This window comes from Extensimonas perlucida, assembly GCF_007655255.1.
Classification (GTDB): domain Bacteria; phylum Pseudomonadota; class Gammaproteobacteria; order Burkholderiales; family Burkholderiaceae_C; genus Extensimonas; species Extensimonas perlucida.
Genome location: NZ_VMYE01000005.1, coordinates 85,025 through 104,394 on the forward strand (window position 1 = coordinate 85,025; position 19,370 = coordinate 104,394).

General features: G+C 66.7%; 14 protein-coding genes. 7 read left to right on the forward strand and 7 right to left on the reverse strand.

What is annotated here, in order from left to right; all coding sequences use genetic code 11:
- Positions 1–38: 38 nt before the first annotated feature.
- The 4 genes from FK527_RS06480 to speB form a co-directional block, all read right to left on the reverse strand.
- Positions 39–1,445, reverse strand: a complete 1,407-nt coding sequence (locus FK527_RS06480) for a glutamine synthetase family protein (RefSeq protein WP_425460417.1) — start codon at positions 1,443–1,445, stop codon at positions 39–41.
- Positions 1,446–1,519: 74 nt separating this feature from the next.
- The gene (locus FK527_RS06485) at positions 1,520–2,281 is read right to left on the reverse strand and encodes a gamma-glutamyl-gamma-aminobutyrate hydrolase family protein (RefSeq protein WP_144731294.1); all 762 of its coding nucleotides are present in this window, start codon (positions 2,279–2,281) and stop codon (positions 1,520–1,522) included.
- Positions 2,282–2,483: 202 nt separating this feature from the next.
- Positions 2,484–3,797 carry an NAD(P)/FAD-dependent oxidoreductase gene (locus FK527_RS06490; protein WP_144731297.1) on the reverse strand — a complete coding sequence of 438 codons (1,314 nt, stop codon included), beginning with the start codon at positions 3,795–3,797 and terminating at the stop codon, positions 2,484–2,486.
- Positions 3,794–4,744 (reverse strand): agmatinase, encoded by a 951-nt coding sequence (speB, locus tag FK527_RS06495; RefSeq protein ID WP_144731300.1) that lies wholly within the window; start codon positions 4,742–4,744, stop codon positions 3,794–3,796. The genes FK527_RS06490 and speB overlap by 4 nt, the downstream gene beginning before the upstream one ends.
- A gap of 196 nt (positions 4,745–4,940) precedes the next feature.
- On the opposite strand from speB, the gene FK527_RS17490 reads away from it, so the two are divergent.
- Complete coding sequence (locus FK527_RS17490; RefSeq protein WP_246072696.1) at positions 4,941–6,491, forward strand: aspartate aminotransferase family protein; 1,551 nt, start codon at positions 4,941–4,943, stop codon at positions 6,489–6,491.
- 290 nt (positions 6,492–6,781) lie between these two features.
- Here FK527_RS17490 and polA read toward each other — a convergent pair whose 3' ends face one another.
- The gene (gene polA, locus FK527_RS06510) at positions 6,782–9,589 is read right to left on the reverse strand and encodes a DNA polymerase I (protein ID WP_144731303.1); all 2,808 of its coding nucleotides are present in this window, start codon (positions 9,587–9,589) and stop codon (positions 6,782–6,784) included.
- Between the two features lie 89 nt (positions 9,590–9,678).
- On the opposite strand from polA, the gene FK527_RS06515 reads away from it, so the two are divergent.
- The 4 genes from FK527_RS06515 (at position 9,679) to FK527_RS06530 (ending at position 14,128) form a co-directional block, all read left to right on the forward strand.
- A complete protein-coding gene (locus FK527_RS06515) occupies positions 9,679–10,116 on the forward strand; it encodes a hypothetical protein (protein WP_186298401.1) in 438 nt (145 codons plus the stop codon).
- Positions 10,117–10,217: 101 nt separating this feature from the next.
- Positions 10,218–11,168: a homoserine kinase gene (locus FK527_RS06520; protein ID WP_144731309.1), complete on the forward strand. Its 951-nt coding sequence runs from the start codon at positions 10,218–10,220 to the stop codon at positions 11,166–11,168.
- 117 nt (positions 11,169–11,285) lie between these two features.
- Positions 11,286–12,086, forward strand: coding sequence for a BPSS1780 family membrane protein (locus FK527_RS06525; RefSeq protein ID WP_144731312.1), 801 nt, complete (start codon positions 11,286–11,288; stop codon positions 12,084–12,086).
- A gap of 101 nt (positions 12,087–12,187) precedes the next feature.
- Positions 12,188–14,128 (forward strand): PhoX family protein, encoded by a 1,941-nt coding sequence (locus FK527_RS06530; RefSeq protein WP_144731315.1) that lies wholly within the window; start codon positions 12,188–12,190, stop codon positions 14,126–14,128.
- An 81-nt stretch (positions 14,129–14,209) separates the two neighbouring features.
- On the opposite strand, the gene FK527_RS06535 is transcribed toward FK527_RS06530, so the two are convergent.
- On the reverse strand, positions 14,210–14,458 hold the full coding sequence (locus FK527_RS06535) for a hypothetical protein (protein WP_144731318.1): 249 nt from the start codon (positions 14,456–14,458) through the stop codon (positions 14,210–14,212).
- Positions 14,455–16,914, reverse strand: a complete 2,460-nt coding sequence (locus tag FK527_RS06540) for a UvrD-helicase domain-containing protein (RefSeq protein ID WP_144731321.1) — start codon at positions 16,912–16,914, stop codon at positions 14,455–14,457. Before FK527_RS06540 ends, FK527_RS06535 begins: the two co-directional genes overlap by 4 nt.
- Positions 16,915–17,168: 254 nt before the next feature.
- Between FK527_RS06540 and FK527_RS06545 the strand changes: the two genes are divergently transcribed.
- Positions 17,169–18,146, forward strand: coding sequence for a GMP reductase (locus FK527_RS06545; RefSeq protein ID WP_144731324.1), 978 nt, complete (start codon positions 17,169–17,171; stop codon positions 18,144–18,146).
- Positions 18,147–18,266: 120 nt separating this feature from the next.
- Positions 18,267–19,367, forward strand: a complete 1,101-nt coding sequence (locus FK527_RS06550) for a glycosyltransferase family 4 protein (protein ID WP_144731327.1) — start codon at positions 18,267–18,269, stop codon at positions 19,365–19,367.
- Positions 19,368–19,370: the final 3 nt, after the last annotated feature.

The following is a 19,370-nucleotide window of genomic DNA, read 5'->3' on the forward strand; positions in this document are numbered from 1 at the left end:
AGGAAGAAGGGCGCGGGCGTCAGAACGTGTTCACGATCTCAAACATGCAGCAGCAGATGCTCGCGCTCCCAGGGGCTGATGACCTTCATGAACTCGGCGTATTCGCTCATCTTCACGGCCTTGTAGATGCCGCAAAAGCGCTTGCCCAGCAGCCGCGCTACTTCGGGCACCTCGTCGAGCAGGCGCACCGATTCGGACAGGCTTTGCGGCAGCGGTGTGGCGTTGGGGAGGTTGTAGGCGTTACCCTTCATTTCCGGCAGCGCCTCGATTTTTTCCATCATGCCGAGGTAGCCGCAGGCCAGGCTCGCGGCGAGGGCCACGTAGGGGTTGGCGTCGGCGCCGATCACGCGGTTTTCCACGCGCCGGTTGGCCGCGTTGGAGTTGGGCACGCGTATGCCCACGGTGCGGTTGTCGGCGCCCCATTCGACATTGGTCGGCGCGGCCGTGTTGGCCACGAGGCGGCGGTATGAGTTTACGTAGGGCGCCAGGAACGCCATCACGTAAGGGATGTATTTTTGCAAGCCGCCGATGTAGTGGAAGAACTGCGCCGAGGGCGTGCCGTCGGGGTTGCTGAAGATGTTGCGCCGCGTGCCACGCTCGACCACGCTTTGGTGCACATGCATCGCGCTGCCGGGCTCGCCCGCCATGGGCTTGGCCATGAAGGTGGCGAACATGTTGTGCCGCATCGCGGCCTCGCGGATCGTGCGCTTGAAGAAGAACACCTTGTCGGCAAGGTCGAGCGGATTGCCGTGCAGGAAGTTGATCTCCATCTGCCCCGCGCCGATTTCATGGATCAAGGTATCGACGTCGAGGTCCATCGCATCGCAATAGTCGTAAATGTCCTCGAACAGCGGATCGAACTCGTTGACGGCGTCGATGCTGTAGTGCTGGCGCGAGGTTTCGGCGCGGCCCGAGCGGCCTATGGGCGGGCGCAGCGGCTGGTCGGGGTCGGTGTTCTTGTCCACGAGGTAAAACTCGAGCTCGGGCGCGACCACGGGCTCCCAGCCCTGGGCATGGAACAGCGCTATGACGTTTTTGAGCACCGTGCGCGGCGCGTAATCGACGGGCGCGCCGTCCTTGAAGTAGCAGTCGTGGATCACCTGCGCCGTAGGGTCGGTGGCCCAGGGCACGACGCGCGCGGTGCTCGGGTCGGGCACGAGGTTCATGTCGCGGTCGGTGTTGGCGATCAGGGTGTCGAGCTGCGGATCGTCGGGCCAGTTGCCCGTCACCGTGAGGCCGATGATGCTCTCGGGCAGGCGCATGCCGCGGTCTTCGGTGAACTTGTTGCGCGGCAGAATCTTGCCGCGCGCCACGCCCGTGAGGTCGGGCACCAGGCATTCGATCTCGGTGATACGGCGCTCGTTGAGCCAGCGTTCGAGGTCTATGAAAGTCCAATGCTTGCGGCTCTCCACGGGGCTGTTCGGGGTGTCTGGTGCGGAAGTCATGGTCGGGCCTGTTAAGAAAATTGGGATACCTGGAGGCGGACTTGGGTGGACTTGGGGGCGGCTCGGTCGCAGGTTCAGGCCGCGCCGCGCTGGGCATAGCGCCTGCACGCATCGCCGAAAGCGGCAAACAGTGTGCGCGAGACCGGATCCTGCGCCGCGCGCCATTCGGGGTGCCACTGCACGGCCAGCAAAAAGCCCGGCGCGCTGCGGTGGCGGTAGGCCTCTATGAGCCCATCGGGCGCGGTGGCTTCGGCGACCAAGTCGGGCGCGAGCTGGTCTATGCCCTGCCCGTGCAGGCTGTTGACCTGCCAGGTCGAGCGGCCCAGCAGGGCCTCGAGCCAGCCGCCGGGCGTGGCGTGCACAGCGTGCGTGGGGGCGTATTGCGCGTCGATGGCGGCGTCTGCATCCTCGCGGTGGTCGGCGTAGCCGGGCGTGCGGTGCACCTCTTGCAGCAAGGTGCCGCCGAGCGCAACGTTGACCTCCTGAAAGCCGCGGCAGATGCCGAGGACGGGCACGCCGCGCGCAATCGCCGCGCGGATCAGCGGCAAGGTGGTGGCATCGCGCGCCGGGTCGGCCGGCGAGTCTGGGCGCGTGAGCGCATGGCCATAGTGGTGCGGCTCGATGTTCGAGGGCGAGCCCGTGAAGACGATGCCGTGCACGCGCTCCAGCAGCGCATCCAGCGGCAGCCGCGCCCCGAGCGCCGGCAGCAGCAAGGGCAGGCAGCCCGAAAGTTCGAGCACCGGGTCCACGTATTTCTGCGTGACCGCGTAAGTCGGGTGGCCGGCCAGCATCTTGAGGTCGGTGGACACGGCCACCAAGGGGGTCTCTGTCGTCATGTCGTTCACGTTCGAAGGTGCGTGGACAAATTCTCTTACAAGCCAAAAAACCCAGGGTTTCCCACCGGTGACGAAGACTACGTGATTCCAATGTAAGTGAGTATGGGCACTTACTGCAGAGCCACTATGGCCTTTTACGATGGTGTCTTGTGGCGCGCCAGCCGCCGCGCCATCATCCCGCGTCCTAACGAACAATCTGGGATTAAAGAGCATCGCGCAGCCGATACCAGGCCATCGCGAGCACGAGCAAAGGCGTGCGCAGCCAGTCCCCGCCCGGAAACGGTCGGTGCCGCAGGCGCGCAAAGAGGTCGAAGCGCTGCGCCTGCCCGCGGATCGCCTCGGCCGCAAGCTGGCCCGCGAGCCCCGTGAGCGCCAGGCCGTGCCCCGAAAAGCCTTGCAGATAAAGCACGTCGGGCGCGAGCCGGCCGAAGTCGGGCGCGCGGTTCATGGTGATGTCCACGAAGCCGCCCCAGGCGTGCGTGACGCGCACATCGTGCAGTTGCGGAAACACGCGCAGCATGCTGCGTCGCATGGTCGCGGGCAGGTCGGGCGGCGACACCGTGGAGTAGCTCACGCGTCCGCCGAACAGCAGCCGGTCGCCGGCGCACAGGCGGTAGTAGTCGAGCACGAACTGGTTGTCGCTCACGCAGGCGCGGCTCGGGATCAGCGCCGCCGCGCGCTCGGCGCCCAGGGGTTCTGTCGCGATGATGTAGGTGCCCACGGGCATGATGCGGCGTGCGAGCGCGGGCGCCACGCGCCCCAGGTGCACGTTGCCCGCGAGCAACACGAACGGCGCGCGCACCTCGCCCTGCGCGGTGCGCACGCGCGCCTTGCCCCCGCCCGCCGCCACGGCCGTTTGCACCTGTACGGCTTCGCTGCCCTCGAAAATCTGCACCCCTGCCGCACGCGCCGCACGCGCGATGCCCAGCGTGTAGTTGAGCGGATGCAGGTGGCCGCTCAAAGGGTCGAACACGCCCGCCACGTAGCGCTCGCTCTGGACTTGCGCGCGCGTCTGCGCCTCGTCCAGCCAGCGCAGGTGCGCGGCGTCGTAGTGCGTCTGCATGTGCTCGTACCACGCGCGCAAGGCGCGCGCCTTGGCGGGGCGCACGGCCAGCGTCAGCGCGCCGTCCGTCCAGTCGCAGGCGATGCGGTGTGCGCGGATGCGCGTGCGCATCAAGTCCAGCGCTTCGAGCGACATCGCCCAGGCCTGGCGCGCGGCGTCGCGCCCGAGCTGGCGCTCGAAAGGCTCCAGCTCGCTCGCATAGCCCGCGAGCGCCTGCCCACCGTTGCGCCCCGAGGCGCCCCAGCCGACCTGCTGCGCTTCGAGCAGCACCGTCTGCATGCCGGCGCGCGCGAGCTCGAGCGCTGCGGAAAGCCCCGCGAGGCCGCCGCCCACGATGCACACGTCGGCCTGCACCGTGCCCGCAAGCGCCGGGCCGCGCTCCCAGGGCTGTGCGCTGTCCTGGTAGTACGAGCGCGCGAGCAAGGCCTGCGCCTGGCGTTCGAGCCGCATCATGGCCGGCCCCCGTGCGTTTGCTGCGCGGCCAGCCGCGCGCACAAGTACGTCCACACCAGCACCGCGGCGGCGTTGGCCGTGAGCTCGGCATGGTCGTAGGCCGGCGCCACTTCCACGCAGTCCATGCCCACGAAGGGCAGGTCGAGCGCGCACAAGCCTTCGAGCAGCGTCAGCGCCTGGCTCGTGCTGAGGCCGCCGGGCTCGGGCGTGCCCGTGCCGGGCGCAAAGGCCGGGTCCAGGCAATCGATGTCGAAGCTCAGGTACACCGGCGCGCCGCTGGCGCGCTGGCGCGCGGCGAGCTCGGCGATGAGCGGATCGAGCGCCGCGCCGTCGCGCCCGCGCAGCTCGCGCGCCGTGCAGATGCGCCCGCCGCGCTGCGCCACATATTCGCGCGCCGCGCGCTGTGCCGCCGAGCGGATGCCGATCTGCACGAAGGCGCTGGGCACGACCAACCCCTCCTCCATGGCCTCGTAAACCCAGGTGCCATGGCCCGAAGGCTCGCCGAAATGGTCGCTCCAGGTGTCGCAGTGCGCGTCGAAGTGCAGCACCGCGAGCGGCCCGTGCACGGCATGCGCGGCGCGCAGGAGCGAGAGCGTGATCGAGTGGTCGCCACCCAGCCACACCATGTGCTGCGCCCGCAGCAGGGCCTCAGCACGCGGCTCGAGCGCCGCGCGCAGCGCCACCAGGCTGGTGTTGGGCAGCGCCAAGTTGCCGTGATCGACGATCTGCCCCGCCGGCGAGAGGTCGAACAGCGGGTGCGTGGCGTCGCACAGCATCAGGCTGGCCTGGCGGATCGCCGCCGGGCCAAAGCGTGCGCCAGGGCGGTAGGTCACGGCGCCGTCCCAGGCGACGCCAGCTATTCCAAAAGGAGCTGCTTGCGCAGGTGGGACGTGCGCTGAGGCCAAAAAAGATGCTTGATCCAAGAAGGCGAAACCGTGCTGGGTCATGGCAAAGAATGAAGTGAAAAGCAATGGCGGATGCCGCCGGGTGGAGCGCAGCATAAAGGCGCCGTCGCGCGTGCCATGGTGCCAATTCGCCTGCGCCATGCAAAACCACTTGCGCGCTTGCGCCGAACGCGCCCGGCGCATGGCATGCTTGGCTTGCGCAACGCCCGCATTTTTCGTTCTCCGCTGAACTGCTGCCATGCCCAACGCTGCCGCTGACGCCCCTCAAGCCGACTTTTCCAGCGCCCAGATCGCGCGCTTTTTCGCGGCCGAGTCGCAACGCTTTCGCGCCACGCACCCGCGCTGTGCGGCGCTGCACGCGCAGGCGCAGCGGCATTTTCTGTTCGGCGTGCCCATGCACTGGATGGCCGATACGCCCGCGCCATTTCCGCTCTTCGTCGATGCCGCGCAGGGCGCGCGCCTGGTCGATGCCGACGGGCACGAAATCATCGACTTCTGCCTGGGCGACACGGGCGCGATGTTCGGCCACAGCCCCGCACCCATCGCGCGCACGCTGGCCGAGTTCGGCGCGCAGGGCGCCACCACCATGCTGCCCTCGGCGGTCGCGCTCGAGGTCGCGGCGCTGCTCGAAGCGCGCTTTGGCCTGCCGATGTGGCAGTTCACCGCGACGGCGAGCGACGCGAACCGCTTTTTGTTGCGCTGGGCGCGCGCCATCACGGGCCGGCCGTGCATCCTCGTGTTCCACGGCTGCTACCACGGCACCGTCGATGACACTTTCATCGACCTCGCCGAGGGCGGCGGCACACGTATGCGCGCGAGCCTGCTGGGCCAGGTGCACGACCTGACGCCCACCACGCGCGTGGTCGAGTTCAACGACAGCGCCGCGCTCGAAGCCGCACTCGCCCCCGGCGACGTGGCCTGCGTACTCACCGAGCCCGTGCTCACCAACATCGGTATGGTGCTGCCCGAGCCCGGCTTTTTGCAGACGCTGCGCGCGCTCACGCGCCGGCACGGCACGCTGCTCGCCTTCGACGAGACGCACACCATCTCCTGCGGGCCCGGCGGCTATACGCGCGCCGACGGGCTAGGAGCCTGTCGGACTTTGGGCGTCGAAAGCGAGAATGTGCCCCAGCGAGGCCAGTTTTTGCCGGATTCGCCGCCCCATGGCGCCACCATGGGGCAAGAAGCCGGTAAAAAATGGGCCGCTGCGGCGCATTCGCAGCCGACGATTCCAAAGTCCGACAGGCTCCTGGAGCCAGACATGCTCGTGCTCGGCAAACCGATTGCGGGCGGCACGCCGGGCGCGGCGTATGGCTTCAGCGCCGAAGTCGGCGCACGCATGCAAGCCGTCAAAGCCGCCGCCGCGCCCGGTCACTCGGGCATAGGCACGACGCTGTCCGCGGGCCTGCTGACGCTGCGCCTGATGCGCACCATGCTCGCCGAAGTCATGGACGGGCCCGCCTACGCGCGCATGTTCACCACCGCCACGCGCGTGGCCGAGGGTTTGCAGGCCCAGATCGCCGCACGCGCACTGCCCTGGAGTGTCACGCGCATAGGCGCACGCTGCGAAGTGCAGTTCCGCCCCACGCCACCGCGCAACGGCAGCGAAGCCCGCGCCGCCTTCCGCAATGACCTCGAAGCCGCCTTGCAGCTCGCCCTGCTCAACCGCGGCGTGCTGCTCACGCCCTTTCACAACATGGTGCTCGCCTGCCCGGCGCACACCGCGCAGGACGCCGACACGCTGGTCGCGGCGTTTGCAGATGCGTTGGATGGGCTGGCGGGGGCTTGAGACGGAGCGCGGGTTTCAGTGTATGCAGTGGGCGTAGGTTCAACCCAGGTTGTCCATGAGGCGGCGCTACGCTCCTGCGCGGGCGCTGGCGGACGGTCTGCCGGTCATTTTGGCCGCTGCTTCGACGTCCATGGCACCGGCCATGGTCTTCTCACCAGCGACCAAGCTGCCACGCCAGTCGCCTCGCCATCATCCCGCGTCCCAATGAACAATCTGGGGTTATCGCAGTCCACCAAGACCGCAACACGGGTATCCGTGATGATGGAACTCAAGTTCACACCCTTCTCCACTCAATGCGCCCGCTCCCAGTTCGGCCCCACGCCGACCTCGGCAAGCAGCGGCACGCGCAAGTCGGCCACGCTGGCCATGAGGCGCGGGATTTCGTGGCGCACCCAGGCTTCTTCGGCGCTGGGCAGCTCGAACACCAATTCGTCGTGCACTTGCAGGATCATCTTGATTGTGGGTTTTTCGGCGTCCAGCGTTTGTTGCACCGCGACCATGGCCATCTTGATCAGGTCGGCCGCCGTGCCCTGCATGGGCGCGTTGATCGCGGCGCGCTCGGCAGCGGCGCGGCGTGGGCCGTTGGGCGAGTTGATCTCGGGCAGGTACAGGCGTCGGCCGAACACGGTTTCGACGTAGCCGCGCTGCTTGGCCAGCGCCTTGGTACTTTCCATGTATTGCTTGACGCCGGGGTAGCGCTGAAAGTAGCGGTCTATGTACGCGGCGGCGGCCTTGGGCTCTATGCCCAGGTTTTTCGCCAGGCCGTAGCTGCTCATGCCGTAGATCAGGCCGAAGTTGATGACCTTGGCGTAGCGCCGCTGCTCGCTCGTGACCTGGTGCACCGAGACGCCGAACACCTCGGCGGCGGTGGCGCGGTGCACGTCCAGCCCTTGCTGGAAGGCGTGCAGCAGCGCGTGGTCGCCGCTCAGGTGCGCCATGATGCGCAGCTCGATCTGGCTGTAGTCGGCACTGGCGATCAGGCAGCCCGGCGGCGCGATGAAGGCTTCACGGATGCGCCGCCCCTCGAGCGTGCGCACAGGGATGTTTTGCAGGTTCGGTTCGTTGCTCGACAGCCGCCCCGTCACGGCCACGGCCTGCGCGTAGTGCGTGTGCACGCGGCCCGTGCGCGCATCGACCATCTGCGGCAGCTTGTCGGTGTAGGTGCTCTTGAGCTTGCTCAGGCTGCGGTGTTCGAGCAGCTTGGCGGGCAGCGGGTAATCCTCTGCGAGCTTTTCCAGCACCTCCTCGTCGGTGCTGCGCGCGCCCGAGGCGGTTTTTTTGATCACCGGCATGCCCAGCTTGTCGAAAAAAATCTCCGCGAGCTGCTTGGGGCTGCCCAGGTTGAAGGGCTGACCCGCGAGCGCGTAGGCCTCGGCTTCTATCTCCATGATGCGCTGGCCCAAGTCGCGGCTTTGTGCGGCAAGTACCGCCGTGTCGATCAGCACGCCATTGCGCTCCATGCGAAAGAGCACCTCGCTGCAGGCGATTTCGAGCGCGTAAATGCGCCCCAGCGGCGCACTCGCTGCGAGCAGCGGCCACAGCGCCTCGTGCACGCCCAGGCACTCATCGACATCCTCGCAGGCGTATTCGGCGGCGCGCTCGACCGCGACCTGCGCGAATGGAATCTGGTGCGCGCCCTTGCCGCACAGGTCTTCGTAGTTGATGCCCTCGCGCCCGAGGTGGCGCTCGGCCAGGCTGCGCAGGTTGTGCGGCTTGTGCACTTCGAGCACGTAGCTTTGCAGCATGGTGTCGTGCGCGTAACCATGCACTTGCACGCCGTGGTTGGCGAACACATGCCGGTCATATTTGACGTGCTGGCCGAGCTTGGGCCGTGCCGCGTCCTCGAGCCAAGGCTTGAGGCGCGCGAGCACTGCGTCCAGCGGCAGCTGCGCAGGCGCATCAGGCCCGTCGTGGCGCAGCGGGATGTACGCGGCCTCGCCGCCGCGCACCGCCAGGGAGATGCCCACGATTTGCGCGCGCATCTCGTCGAGCGAGGTGGTTTCGGTATCCAGCGCGACGAGCTCGGCGGCCTGCACCGTGGCAAGCCAGCGCTCGAAATCGGGCCAGGTGAGGACGACTTCGTAATGCCGCGGGGACGTTAAAGGCGCGGAAGGCGCGCCAGAAGAAGCCACACCCTCGGCCACGGGCGGGTCGCCTTGCGCCAGCGCAGCCGCGTCCACGCCCTGCCCTGCCGGGGCAGCGCTCGCCGCCGGCGCCAGCGCGCGCGCGAGCGTCTTGAATCCGTATTTCTCATAAAACGGGCGCAAAGCCTCGGTGTCTGGTGCGCTGATAGCTATCGCATCCAAAGCAGGGAAGCCGGGGATATAGGCGCCAAGGTCGCAATCCGTCTTGATGCGCAGCAGCTCACGCGCCTGCGGCAGCCACGTGAGGCTCGCGCGCAGGTTGTCGCCCACCACGCCTTTGATCTCGTGCGCGTGCGCCATCAGCGCGTCGAGCGAGCCGTATTGCTGCAGCCATTTGGCGGCCGTCTTGGGGCCGACCTTGGGCACGCCGGGCACGTTGTCCACGGCGTCACCGACGAGGGCCTGAAAGTCCAGCATCAAGGACGGCGGCACGCCGAATTCGGCGATCACGCCGGCCACATCGCGCTTTTTGCCGCTCATGGTGTCGATGATGGTCACGTGTTCATCGACGAGCTGCGCGAGGTCTTTGTCGCCGCTGGAGATGATCACCTCCACGCCCTGCTGCGCGGCCGCGCGCGCGAGCGTGCCGATCACATCGTCGGCCTCGACGCCGGGGATGGCCAGCACCTTCCAGCCGAGCAGGCGTGCGACCTCGTGGATGGGCTCGATCTGCGCGCGCAAGTCCTCGGGCATGGGCGGGCGATGCGCCTTGTAGTCGGCGTAGAGCGCTTCGCGGAACGTCGGGCCGCTGGTATCGAACACGCAGGCCGCGTAATCGGCGGGTATTTCCTTGCGCAGGGCCTGCAGCATGTTGACCATGCCGCGTATCGCGCCCGTCGCGGCGCTGTGCGGATCACCGGGCACGGCGCGCAGGTCGGGCATGGCGTGGTAGGCGCGGTACAGATAGCTGGAGCCATCGACCAGCACCAGGGTTTTTTTGTTGCTCGTGTTCATGGTGTCACTCATCGCGGCGATTGTGCCCGGTGCGCGTGCGGCAAGGCCTTGCGCCCGCGTGCCAGCAGAGCAAAATCCGCCCGGGCGCGATGGCACACTCTACAATCCTGCGCATCATGCGCGCCACACACCACCTCGCCTGCTTTTTCGCCTTGCTGGGTCTGGGCACCAGCGTCTTCGCCCAGGAGGCCAAGCCGGCGCCTGCGCCCGCCTCCCCCCGGGCCCCCCAGGCCGCGTCCACACCTTCGCCGGATGCGGCAACAAGCGCGCAACCGAGCAAAGCCGAGCAGCGCGCCTCCGGCCGCGCCAATCAGCGCATAGAGCACATCAAGGTCGAAGACGAGGGCAGCCGCATCGAGGAGCTGCGCGTGGGCGGGCAGACCAAGCGCATCACCGTACAGCCCAAGTCCGGCAATGCGCCCGAGTACGAGGTCAAACCGCCCGACGTCACGCGTGGCCAGGCCGGCACCGGCAACGATTCGCAGGTCAACACCGCGCCACCCGTGTGGAACATTAAGAAGTTCTAAGGCTTCCCGACTGAAGCCGCAGGCCGGGCCGCGCCCTCCACGCTCGTCCTACCGTCCCGCCGCCCCCGCTTTCCCGTCGCTTTACCGCCTTTCCCCCACCGATGGCCGTTTTCACCGAAGTCCCGCCCGAGGAGGCGCGCGCGCTGCTGCAGCGCTTGCAGCTCGGCGAACTGCTGGCGCTGCAAGGCATCGCCGGCGGCATTGAAAATACCAATTACTTCGTCACGTGCAGCCAGGGTGAATTCGTGCTCACGCTGTTCGAGCGTCTGCGCCCCGAGCAGCTGCCGTTTTACCTGTACCTGATGCAGCACCTCGCGCAAGGTGGCCTGCCCGTGCCCAATCCGCGCGCCGACGCGCAGGGCAACATCCTGCACAGCGTGTGCGGCAAGCCCGCGGCGCTCGTCAACAGGCTGCCCGGCAAGAGCCAGCTCGCGCCCGGCCCGCAGCATTGCGCAGCCATGGGCCAGACGCTCGCACGCCTGCACCTCGTGGGGCGCAGCTTCACGCGCCAGCAGCCGAATCTGCGCGGCCTCGCGTGGTGGAACCAAACCGTGCCCGTGGTGCTGCCCTATCTGGGCCCACAGCAGGCCGAACTGCTGCGCTCCGAACTGGCCTACCAAAATGCCGTCGCCGCCACGCCCGACTACGCCGCGCTGCCGCGCGGGCCCGTGCACGCCGACCTGTTCCGCGACAACGTGCTGTTCGAAGGCGAAACGCTCACGGGCTGCTTCGACTTTTATTTTGCGGGTGTGGACACCTGGCTGTTCGATCTGGCCGTGTGCATGAACGACTGGTGCATCGACTGGGCCACGGGTGCGCACCACCCGGCGCGCGCGCAGGCGCTGCTTGGCGCCTACGAAGCCGAGCGCGCACTCACCCAAGCCGAGCGCGCCTTGCTGCCCGCCATGCTGCGCGCAGGTGCGCTGCGTTTTTGGCTCTCGCGCCTGTGGGACTTTTATCTGCCGCGCGAGGCGGCATTGCTCACGCCGCACGATCCCACGCACTTCGAGCGCGTGCTGCGCGAGCGCATCGCCCATCCGTTGCAACTTTGACGGCGCGCTCCACCCACCGATGGTGGCAACGCAGCCTCGTCACGCCGCACGCGAGGCTGCTACAGTCCTTCGGGTCGCGCATGTGCACTCCCGCACCACCTCGTTTTCGCTTGTTGCATGAAACTCCACCTCGTTCCCGCACGCACCGGCCTGCAATGGGTGCGCCTCGGCATCCGGGCTTTCTGGCGCCAGCCGATGGCGCTCGCCGCGCTGTTTTTCATGGCGATGGCGGCCATGTCCATCGCCACCATGGTGCCCCTCATCGGGCCCGCGCTGGCGCTGGCCCTGCTGCCTTCGGCCACGCTCGCAATGATGGTCGCGGCGGCCGAAGCCATGCAGGGGCACTTTCCAACGCCCACGGTGCTGCTTGCCACGTTTCGCACAGGACGCGAGCAACTGCGCTCCATGCTGGCGCTGGGCGCGCTCTATGCCGTGGGCTTTCTCGGCGTGATCGCGCTCTCGGCCCTGGTCGATGGCGGGCAGTTTGCCAAGGTGTATCTGGGCCACGCGCCGCTGTCGCGCGAACTCGCCGAAGAGCCCTCGTTTCAGGCTGCAATGTGGCTTGCGATGGCGCTGTACCTGCCGCTTTCGCTCTTGTTTTGGCATGCGCCGGGGCTCGTGTATTGGCACAAGGTGCCGCCCGTCAAGGCGCTGTTTTTCAGCATCGTGGCCTGCGTGCGCAATTTCTGGGCCTTTACCGTGTTCGGGTTCGCATGGCTGGGCGTGTTTCTGATCGCAGGCCTGGCGGTGGCACTCGCCACGGGGCTGCTCATAGGCGTGCTCGGCGCCGGCTTTGCGGCGGGCATCATGATGGCCGCGGCCATGCTGCTCGCGGCCATGTTCTTCACCTCGGTGGTGTTCACCTTCCGCGACTGCTTCGAGCCGCCCGATAGAGCCGGCACTGCGTTGCAGTCCTAGCAGCGTCCCTTTCAAATTCCTGACATATCGGGTTTTTAGCATCGCGCGCAGGAAACGGCACCCGGTCGTTTCCAGCTTTCTTTTTGCGAGCACAACCCGATATGTCTGCACATCCTCTTCCCTCGCGCCGCAAGGCGCTGCAAGTTCTCGCCGGCGCCCCTTTGCTGCCCCTGGGCACGGGCGCCATGGCTTCGTTGCTCACGGGCTGCGGCGGTGACGATGACGATCCGAGCTACGTTTCGGCCGCGTTCACCTCGATGGCGGCGCCTACGCTGGCCAACGCCGCCGCGATGGCCACGACCACCGTGGCCTCTACCCTGCAGGTCAAGTTCAGCGACCAATCGACGCGCGACTACACGCTGAGCTACCAGCCCTTTTTCATCACGGGCGACATGGTGCCCGACGGCAAGGGCGGCACAATCCTCGCGGGCGGCTACTACGACATCAACAACAAGCCCATCATGGACACCACGGGCAGCACACCGCGTCAGTTCTTCTCCGACTGCCCCGACGGCATGTCGCTGCTCACCGTGCCCAATGCCAAGGTCGATGGCGTCAAAGGCAAACCGGTGTTTGCCGTGGTGCAGTTCGAATACACCAGCTGGGCTCAAGACGGCAAGACCGACATGTACGGCAAACTGCCCTCGCCCATCGCCGTGCTCACGCTCGACCAAGACCCGAACACGGGCAAGCTCAGCCTGGTCAAGTACCACAACGTGGACACCAGCGGCGCCAATGGCCTTTGGATCACCTGCGGCGCGAGCCTCTCGCCCTGGGGCACGCATCTTTCGAGCGAAGAATACGAGCCCGACGCCTTTGCCGCGCGTGACAGGAACAACATGGATGCCTACAGCCTCAACCTGTATGGCGACGCCACCAAGGCCAACCCCTATCTGTACGGTCACCTGCCTGAAGTCACCGTCAATCCCGACGGCACGGGCAGCATCAAAAAGCACTACTGCACTGGCCGTATCTCGAAAGAGCTCGTGCAAGTCATGCCGGACGAACGCACCATTTTGTGCGGCGACGACTGGACCAATGGCGGCCTGTTCATGTTCGTCGCCGACAAGGCGCGCGACCTTTCGGCTGGTTCGCTGTACGTGGCCAAGTGGACGCAAACTTCATCGGCTGGTGCAGGCTCTGGCACGCTGACATGGATCAAGCTCGGCAGCGCCACCAGCGCCGACATCGAGACCATGGCCAAAACCCTCAAACCCACCGACATCATGGATGTCAAGACGGCCGACCCCCTGGACGCCACCTACACCAAGATCAATTACAGCGGCACATTCAACTGGGTCAAGCTCAAACCTGGCATGGAAAAGGCTGCCGCCTTCCTCGAAACGCACCGCTACGCCGCTTTGATGGGCGCCAGCATGGGTTTCACCAAGATGGAAGGCACCACGCTCAACGTCAAGGACAAAATTGCCTATTCGGCCATGTCGCGCCTCGAAGCGTCCATGGTCAAGGGCCACGCAGCGGCTCAAGCGGGCAGCATCGAGCTCGACAAACAGATTCGCGCTGGCGCTGTCTATGCGCTGAATCTCAAGTCCGCGATCAAGGACACCAAGGGTGCCGCGATCAACAGCGATTGGGTGCCCGTAGATATGGCCGCCCCCGCCGCCCTTGTCGGTGAAGACCTGGCCACGCCCGACGCACTGGGCAACACCGCCAACCCCGACAAGATATCCAACCCCGACAACCTCAAGTTCTCGGAAAAAATGCGCACGCTGTTCATCGGCGAAGACAGCGGCCAGCACGTGAACAACTTCCTGTGGGCCTACAACGTGGACACCAAAACGCTGTCACGCGTGATGTCGGTGCCCGCGGGTGGTGAATCCACGGGCCTGCAGGCTGTCGATGAAATCAACGGCTGGACGTACATCACGAGCAACTTCCAGCACCCGGGCGACTGGGGCGGCATCCACAACGTGGTCCAGCCCGTGCTCGATCCGCTGATCCGCGCGAACTACAAAGACCGCTACGGCGCCGCCGTGGGCTACCTCACGGCGACGCCCACGCAGCCCAAGCTGAGTTGGTAACAAGGCGCCCGCGGCCGGCTCGGCTTTGCCGGCCGCCGTGACCGAAGCCCGGCGCATGGCTGGGCTTTTTCATTTCTGGGACTACACGAAAAGCGCAGCGGGATTCGGCCGTGCAATACCTGCGCCCGCATCACCCATGCTGCGGCAGGCTAGCAGCCTGTCGGACTTTGGAATCGTCGGCTGCGAATGTGCCGCAGCGGCCCATTTTTTACCGTCTTCTTGCCCCATAGCACCACTATGGGGCGGCGAATCCGGCAAAAACTGGCCTCGCCGGGGCGCATTCTCGCTTTCGACGCCCAAAGTCCGACAGGCTCCTAGCACTCTGCTCACTCCACCACCGTGAGTTTGGCCACGGCCAGCGCGAGCCACTTGGTGCCGTGGCGCGGGAACTGCACCTGCGCGCGTGCATCCTCGCCCTGCCCTTCGAGCGCAAGCACCTTGCCCTCGCCGAACTTGGTGTGAAACACCGCCGCACCCACGCGCAGGCCATGCGCCGGCGCCGTTTTCTGCGCTGGCAGGGGCGCATTGGCCGGGCTCTCGGATTTCAAGCCAAATTGGCCTCTAGCGCTTGATGTACCTGCGTAAGCAGCTCCCAAACTGGAAGCAAACGAGGCAAACCCGGGGTGCCTGGGCGTAAGCCACTTGAGCGCGTGCTCGGGCAGCTCGTCGAAGAAACGGCTGCGCAGGTTGTAGCGTGTCTGGCCGTGCAGCAGGCGCGTCTGCGCGTGGCTCAGGTACAGGCGCCGGCGCGCGCGCGTGATGGCCACGTACATCAGGCGGCGCTCTTCTTCGAGGCTTTCCTGGCTGGAAAGTGCGTTTTCGTGCGGGAACAGGCCTTCTTCCATGCCGCTGATGAACACGGCGTCGAACTCCAGCCCCTTGCTCGCGTGCACGGTCATGAGCTGCACGGCGTCCTGCCCGGCCTGCGCCTGGTTGTCGCCAGCCTCGAGCGCCGCGTGGGTCAGAAAGGCCGCGAGCGGCGACAGGGTCTCGCCCGTTTCCAAGTCCACGTCAGCGGCCCCGGCGCCCGTGCGCGCAGCCGTGTCCACGGCGGGCAGCGGCAGATCGAGCCGCGGCGCGTCGGGGTTCAGCCCCTGGCTTGCGGGGCTCTGGCGCAAGGCGGCGCGCTGCGCGTCCAGCGGCAGCGCCACGGCGTCGCGCCCGAAGCCCTCTTGCATGACGAAGCTCTCGGCGGCGTTGACCAGCTCCTCGAGGTTTTCGATGCGGTCTGCGCCCTCTTTCTCGCTGCGGTAATACTCGATCAGGCCGCTGGCTTCGAGCATGCGCTCGATGATGGCGCGCAGGTTCAGCCCCTGCGTCTGCTCGCGCAGCACATCGACGAGCGCGACGAACGCGCCCAGGTGCGTGCCCGCGCGGCCCGGCACGGCCGAGACGGCGTCGTGCAGCGAGCAGCCCGCGCTGCGCGCCGCGTCCTGCAACTGCTCTATGCTGCGCGCGCCTATGCCGCGCGGCGGAAAGTTCACCACGCGCAAAAAGCTCGTGTCGTCGTGCGGGTTCTCCAACAGGCGCAGGTACGCGAGCGCGTGCTTGACTTCGGCGCGCTCGAAAAAGCGCAGGCCGCCATAGACGCGGTACGGCACGCCCGCGTTGAACAACGCCGATTCGATCACGCGGCTTTGCGCGTTGCTGCGGTAGAGCACGGCAACCTCGCTGCGCGCCATGCCACCCTGCACCAACTGGCGGATTTCATCGACCAGCCACTGCGCCTCGGCCAGGTCGCTCGCGGCCTCATAGACGCGCACGGGCTCGCCGGGCCCCTGCTGCGTGCGCAGCTCCTTGCCCAGGCGGCGGCTGTTGTGGCGGATCAGCGCATTCGCCGAGTCGAGGATGTTGCTATAGCTGCGGTAGTTCTCCTCGAGCTTGATCTGCTGGCGCACGTCGAATTCGCGCACGAAGTCCTGCATGTTGCCCACGCGCGCGCCGCGAAAGGCGTAAATGCTCTGGTCGTCGTCACCCACGGCCATCACGCTGCCCTGCGTCTGCAGGTGGCCCTCGACCACGTCACCGGCCAGCTGCTTGAGCCAGGCGTATTGCAGCCGGTTCGTGTCCTGGAATTCGTCCACGAGGATGTAGGCAAAGCGGCGCTGGTAGTGCGCACGGATGGGGTCGTGGTCGCGCAGCAGCTCGTAGCTGCGCAGCAGCAGTTCGCCAAAATCCACCACGCCCTCGCGCTGGCACTGGTCTTCGTAGAGCTGGTAAATCTCCACCTTCTTGCGCGCCACGCTGTCGTGCTGGGGCACGTCGCGCGGGCGCATGCCCTCTTCCTTGCAGTGGGCGATGAACTGCTGCAACTGCTTGGGCGGGTAGCGCTCTTCGTCGATCTGGTATTGCTTGCACAGGCGCTTGATGGCCGAGAGCTGGTCTTGCGTGTCAAGAATCTGGAACGTCTGCGGCAGCCCCGCGGCCTTGTGGTGCGCGCGCAGCATGCGGTTGCACAGGCCGTGGAAAGTGCCTATCCACATGCCGCGCACGTTCACGGGCAGCATGGCCGACAGGCGCGTGAGCATCTCGCGCGCAGCCTTGTTCGTGAAGGTCACGGCCAGGATACCGCCGGGCGTCGCGTAGCCGTTTTGCAGCAGCCAGGCAATGCGCGTGGTGAGCACGCGCGTCTTGCCCGAACCTGCGCCCGCCAGAATCAGCGCATGCCCCGCGGGCAAGGTGACGGCGGCGCGCTGTTCGGGGTTCAGGCCCGCGAGCAAAGGCTCGGAGGTGGGCGAATCGGCCAGGCCGGACGGCTCGGCCGGGGCAAAAGAGTGTGGGGGCATGGAGGGATTGTAAAAAGCACGCCGTGCAAAACTGCCCGCGCGCTGCGGCGCAAACCCATTTCAGAGTGCAGGATTCAGCACGCTGCGCCATAGGTGGCCGCCACAAGTCTAGAATCAATCACCGGGCCCAAGTTTCTTGGCGCCCGGTTTTTTGTGCCCACGCGCGCCAGCGCTACACGCCCAAGACACCGGATGCCAAGCCAAGCGCCCTCTGTCCGCCCTGAGAGGCATCGTGCAATGGAGCTTGGAATCCCATGGAAATCTTCGACTACGACAACATCCTGCTGCTGCCGCGCAAGTGCCGCGTGCAAAGCCGCGCCGAATGCGACACGCGCGCGGAGCTCGGCGGGCGCAGTTTTCGCCTGCCCGTGGTGCCCGCGAACATGAAAACCGTGGTCGATGAGCCGCTGTGCACCTGGCTCGCGCAGCACGGCTATTTTTACGTGATGCACCGCTTCGACCTCGACAGCGTCGAGTTCGCACGCACCATGCACGCGCGCGGCTGCTACGCCTCGATCTCTCTGGGCGTGAAAAAGGCCGACTACGAGGCGGTCGATCGGCTCGCGGCCGAAGGCATCACGCCCGAATACGTCACCATAGACATCGCCCACGGCCACGCCGACAGCGTGAGGAAGATGATCGCCCACCTCAAGCGCAAGCTGCCCGGCGCGTTCGTGATCGCGGGCAACGTGGGCACGCCCGAGGCCGTCATAGACCTCGAAAACTGGGGCGCGGACGCGACCAAGGTCGGCATAGGGCCGGGCAAGGTGTGCATCACCAAGCTCAAGACGGGCTTTGGCACGGGCGGCTGGCAGCTCAGCGCGCTCAAGTGGTGCGCGCGCGTGGCCACGCGCCCCATCATCGCGGACGGCGGCATCCGCGAGCACGGCGACATCGCCAAGAGCATACGCTTTGGCGCCACCATGGTCATGATCGGCGCGCTGCTCGCGGGCCATGAAGAATCGCCGGGCCAGACGGTGGAGGTCGATGGCGAGCTCTACAAAGAGTATTACGGCTCGGCGAGCGACTTCAACAAAGGCGAATACCGGCATGTCGAGGGCAAGCGCATCCTCGAGCCCATCAAGGGCAAGATCGCCGACACGCTGACCGAGATGGAGCAAGACCTGCAAAGCTCCATCAGCTACGCGGGCGGCACCAGGCTGCTCGACATCCGCAAGGTGAACTACGTGATCCTCGGCGGCGACAACGCGGGCGAACACCTGCTGATGTGAACCCTTGCCGGCCCACTGCCCACTGCCCGCCGCACCCAGGCGCCCCACTCGCTTGGTGCCCTGGCGCACCATGCCACACCGCGTTACGTCCCGCCTGCACGGCACCGTTACCATCGGCGCATGATCTGGTTGTCCATGGTGGCCTTTTTCGTGGCCTGGATGTCTTCGGGCCTGGTTGTGCGCTGGCTGCGCGGCCATGCGCAATGCTACGGCCACGATGTGCCGCAGCGCTTTCACTGGGGCGACGTGCCGCGGCTCGGTGGTGCGGCGATGTTGCTCGGCCTCGCTTGCAGCTGGCTGCTGGGCATCTGGCATACCAGTGCCGGCAATGTCAGCAACTTGTACCTCGGCGGCTGGGTGGGCGCGTGGCTCGTGACGCTGCTGCCCGCGGCGCTTGGCGGCATCACTGAAGACCTGACGCAGCGCCTGCCGGTGCGCTTTCGGCTGGCGCTGACCGGCGTCTCGGCGGTGCTTGCCGTTGCCTGGCTGGGCCTTGCCGTGCCGCGCCTGGGGCTGCCCTGGCTGGACGCGCTGATCGGCGCCGCGCCGTGGCTGGGCGCAGGCATCGCACTGCTCGCGGTCGCAGGCCTGCCGCATGCGTTCAACATCATCGACGGCTACAACGGCCTGGCCGGCATGGTGGCGCTGATCGTGTGCCTGGCGCTGGCGCACGTGGCGCTGCAGGTGGGCGACCGCGCGCTCGCGGCGCTCATGGTCTCCACGGCAGCCGTGACGGCTGGCTTTTTGCTGTGGAATTACCCGCGCGGCCTGCTCTTTGCCGGCGACGGCGGCGCCTACGTCTGGGGCGTGGTGATCGCGCTCGGGAGCATCGCGCTGGTGCAGCGCCACCCCCAGGTGTCGCCGTGGTTTCCCATGCTGCTGCTCGTCTATCCGGTGTGGGAGACGCTGTTTTCAATCTACCGCAAGCTCGCGCGCGGTGTGTCGCCGGGCGTGGCCGATGCGCTGCACTTTCACCAGCTGATCTACCGGCGCATCGTGCGCAGCGTGTTCCACGACGACGCGGCGCGGCGCATGCTGATGCGCAACAACCGCACCGCGCCCTATTTGTGGGGCTTCACCATGCTTTCGGTAGCGCCGGCGCTGCTGTTTTGGGGCAATACGCCGGTGCTCATGGCGTTTTGCCTGCTTTTCATCGTGATTTACGTGGCGGCCTACCTGGCCATCGTGCGCTTCAAGGTGCCGCCCTGGCTGCAGCGTTGAACT

Coding starts and splice junctions, on each gene's coding strand:
- FK527_RS06480 (WP_425460417.1), bottom strand. CDS start 1,445: ATGACTTCCGCACCAGACACCCCGAACAGCCCCGTGGAGAGCCGCAAG.
- FK527_RS06485 (WP_144731294.1), bottom strand. CDS start 2,281: ATGACGACAGAGACCCCCTTGGTGGCCGTGTCCACCGACCTCAAGATG.
- FK527_RS06490 (WP_144731297.1), bottom strand. CDS start 3,797: ATGATGCGGCTCGAACGCCAGGCGCAGGCCTTGCTCGCGCGCTCGTAC.
- speB (WP_144731300.1), bottom strand. CDS start 4,744: ATGACCCAGCACGGTTTCGCCTTCTTGGATCAAGCATCTTTTTTGGCC.
- FK527_RS17490 (WP_246072696.1), top strand. CDS start 4,941: ATGCCCAACGCTGCCGCTGACGCCCCTCAAGCCGACTTTTCCAGCGCC.
- polA (WP_144731303.1), bottom strand. CDS start 9,589: ATGAACACGAGCAACAAAAAAACCCTGGTGCTGGTCGATGGCTCCAGC.
- FK527_RS06515 (WP_186298401.1), top strand. CDS start 9,679: ATGGCACACTCTACAATCCTGCGCATCATGCGCGCCACACACCACCTC.
- FK527_RS06520 (WP_144731309.1), top strand. CDS start 10,218: ATGGCCGTTTTCACCGAAGTCCCGCCCGAGGAGGCGCGCGCGCTGCTG.
- FK527_RS06525 (WP_144731312.1), top strand. CDS start 11,286: ATGAAACTCCACCTCGTTCCCGCACGCACCGGCCTGCAATGGGTGCGC.
- FK527_RS06530 (WP_144731315.1), top strand. CDS start 12,188: ATGTCTGCACATCCTCTTCCCTCGCGCCGCAAGGCGCTGCAAGTTCTC.
- FK527_RS06540 (WP_144731321.1), bottom strand. CDS start 16,914: ATGCCCCCACACTCTTTTGCCCCGGCCGAGCCGTCCGGCCTGGCCGAT.
- FK527_RS06545 (WP_144731324.1), top strand. CDS start 17,169: ATGGAAATCTTCGACTACGACAACATCCTGCTGCTGCCGCGCAAGTGC.
- FK527_RS06550 (WP_144731327.1), top strand. CDS start 18,267: ATGATCTGGTTGTCCATGGTGGCCTTTTTCGTGGCCTGGATGTCTTCG.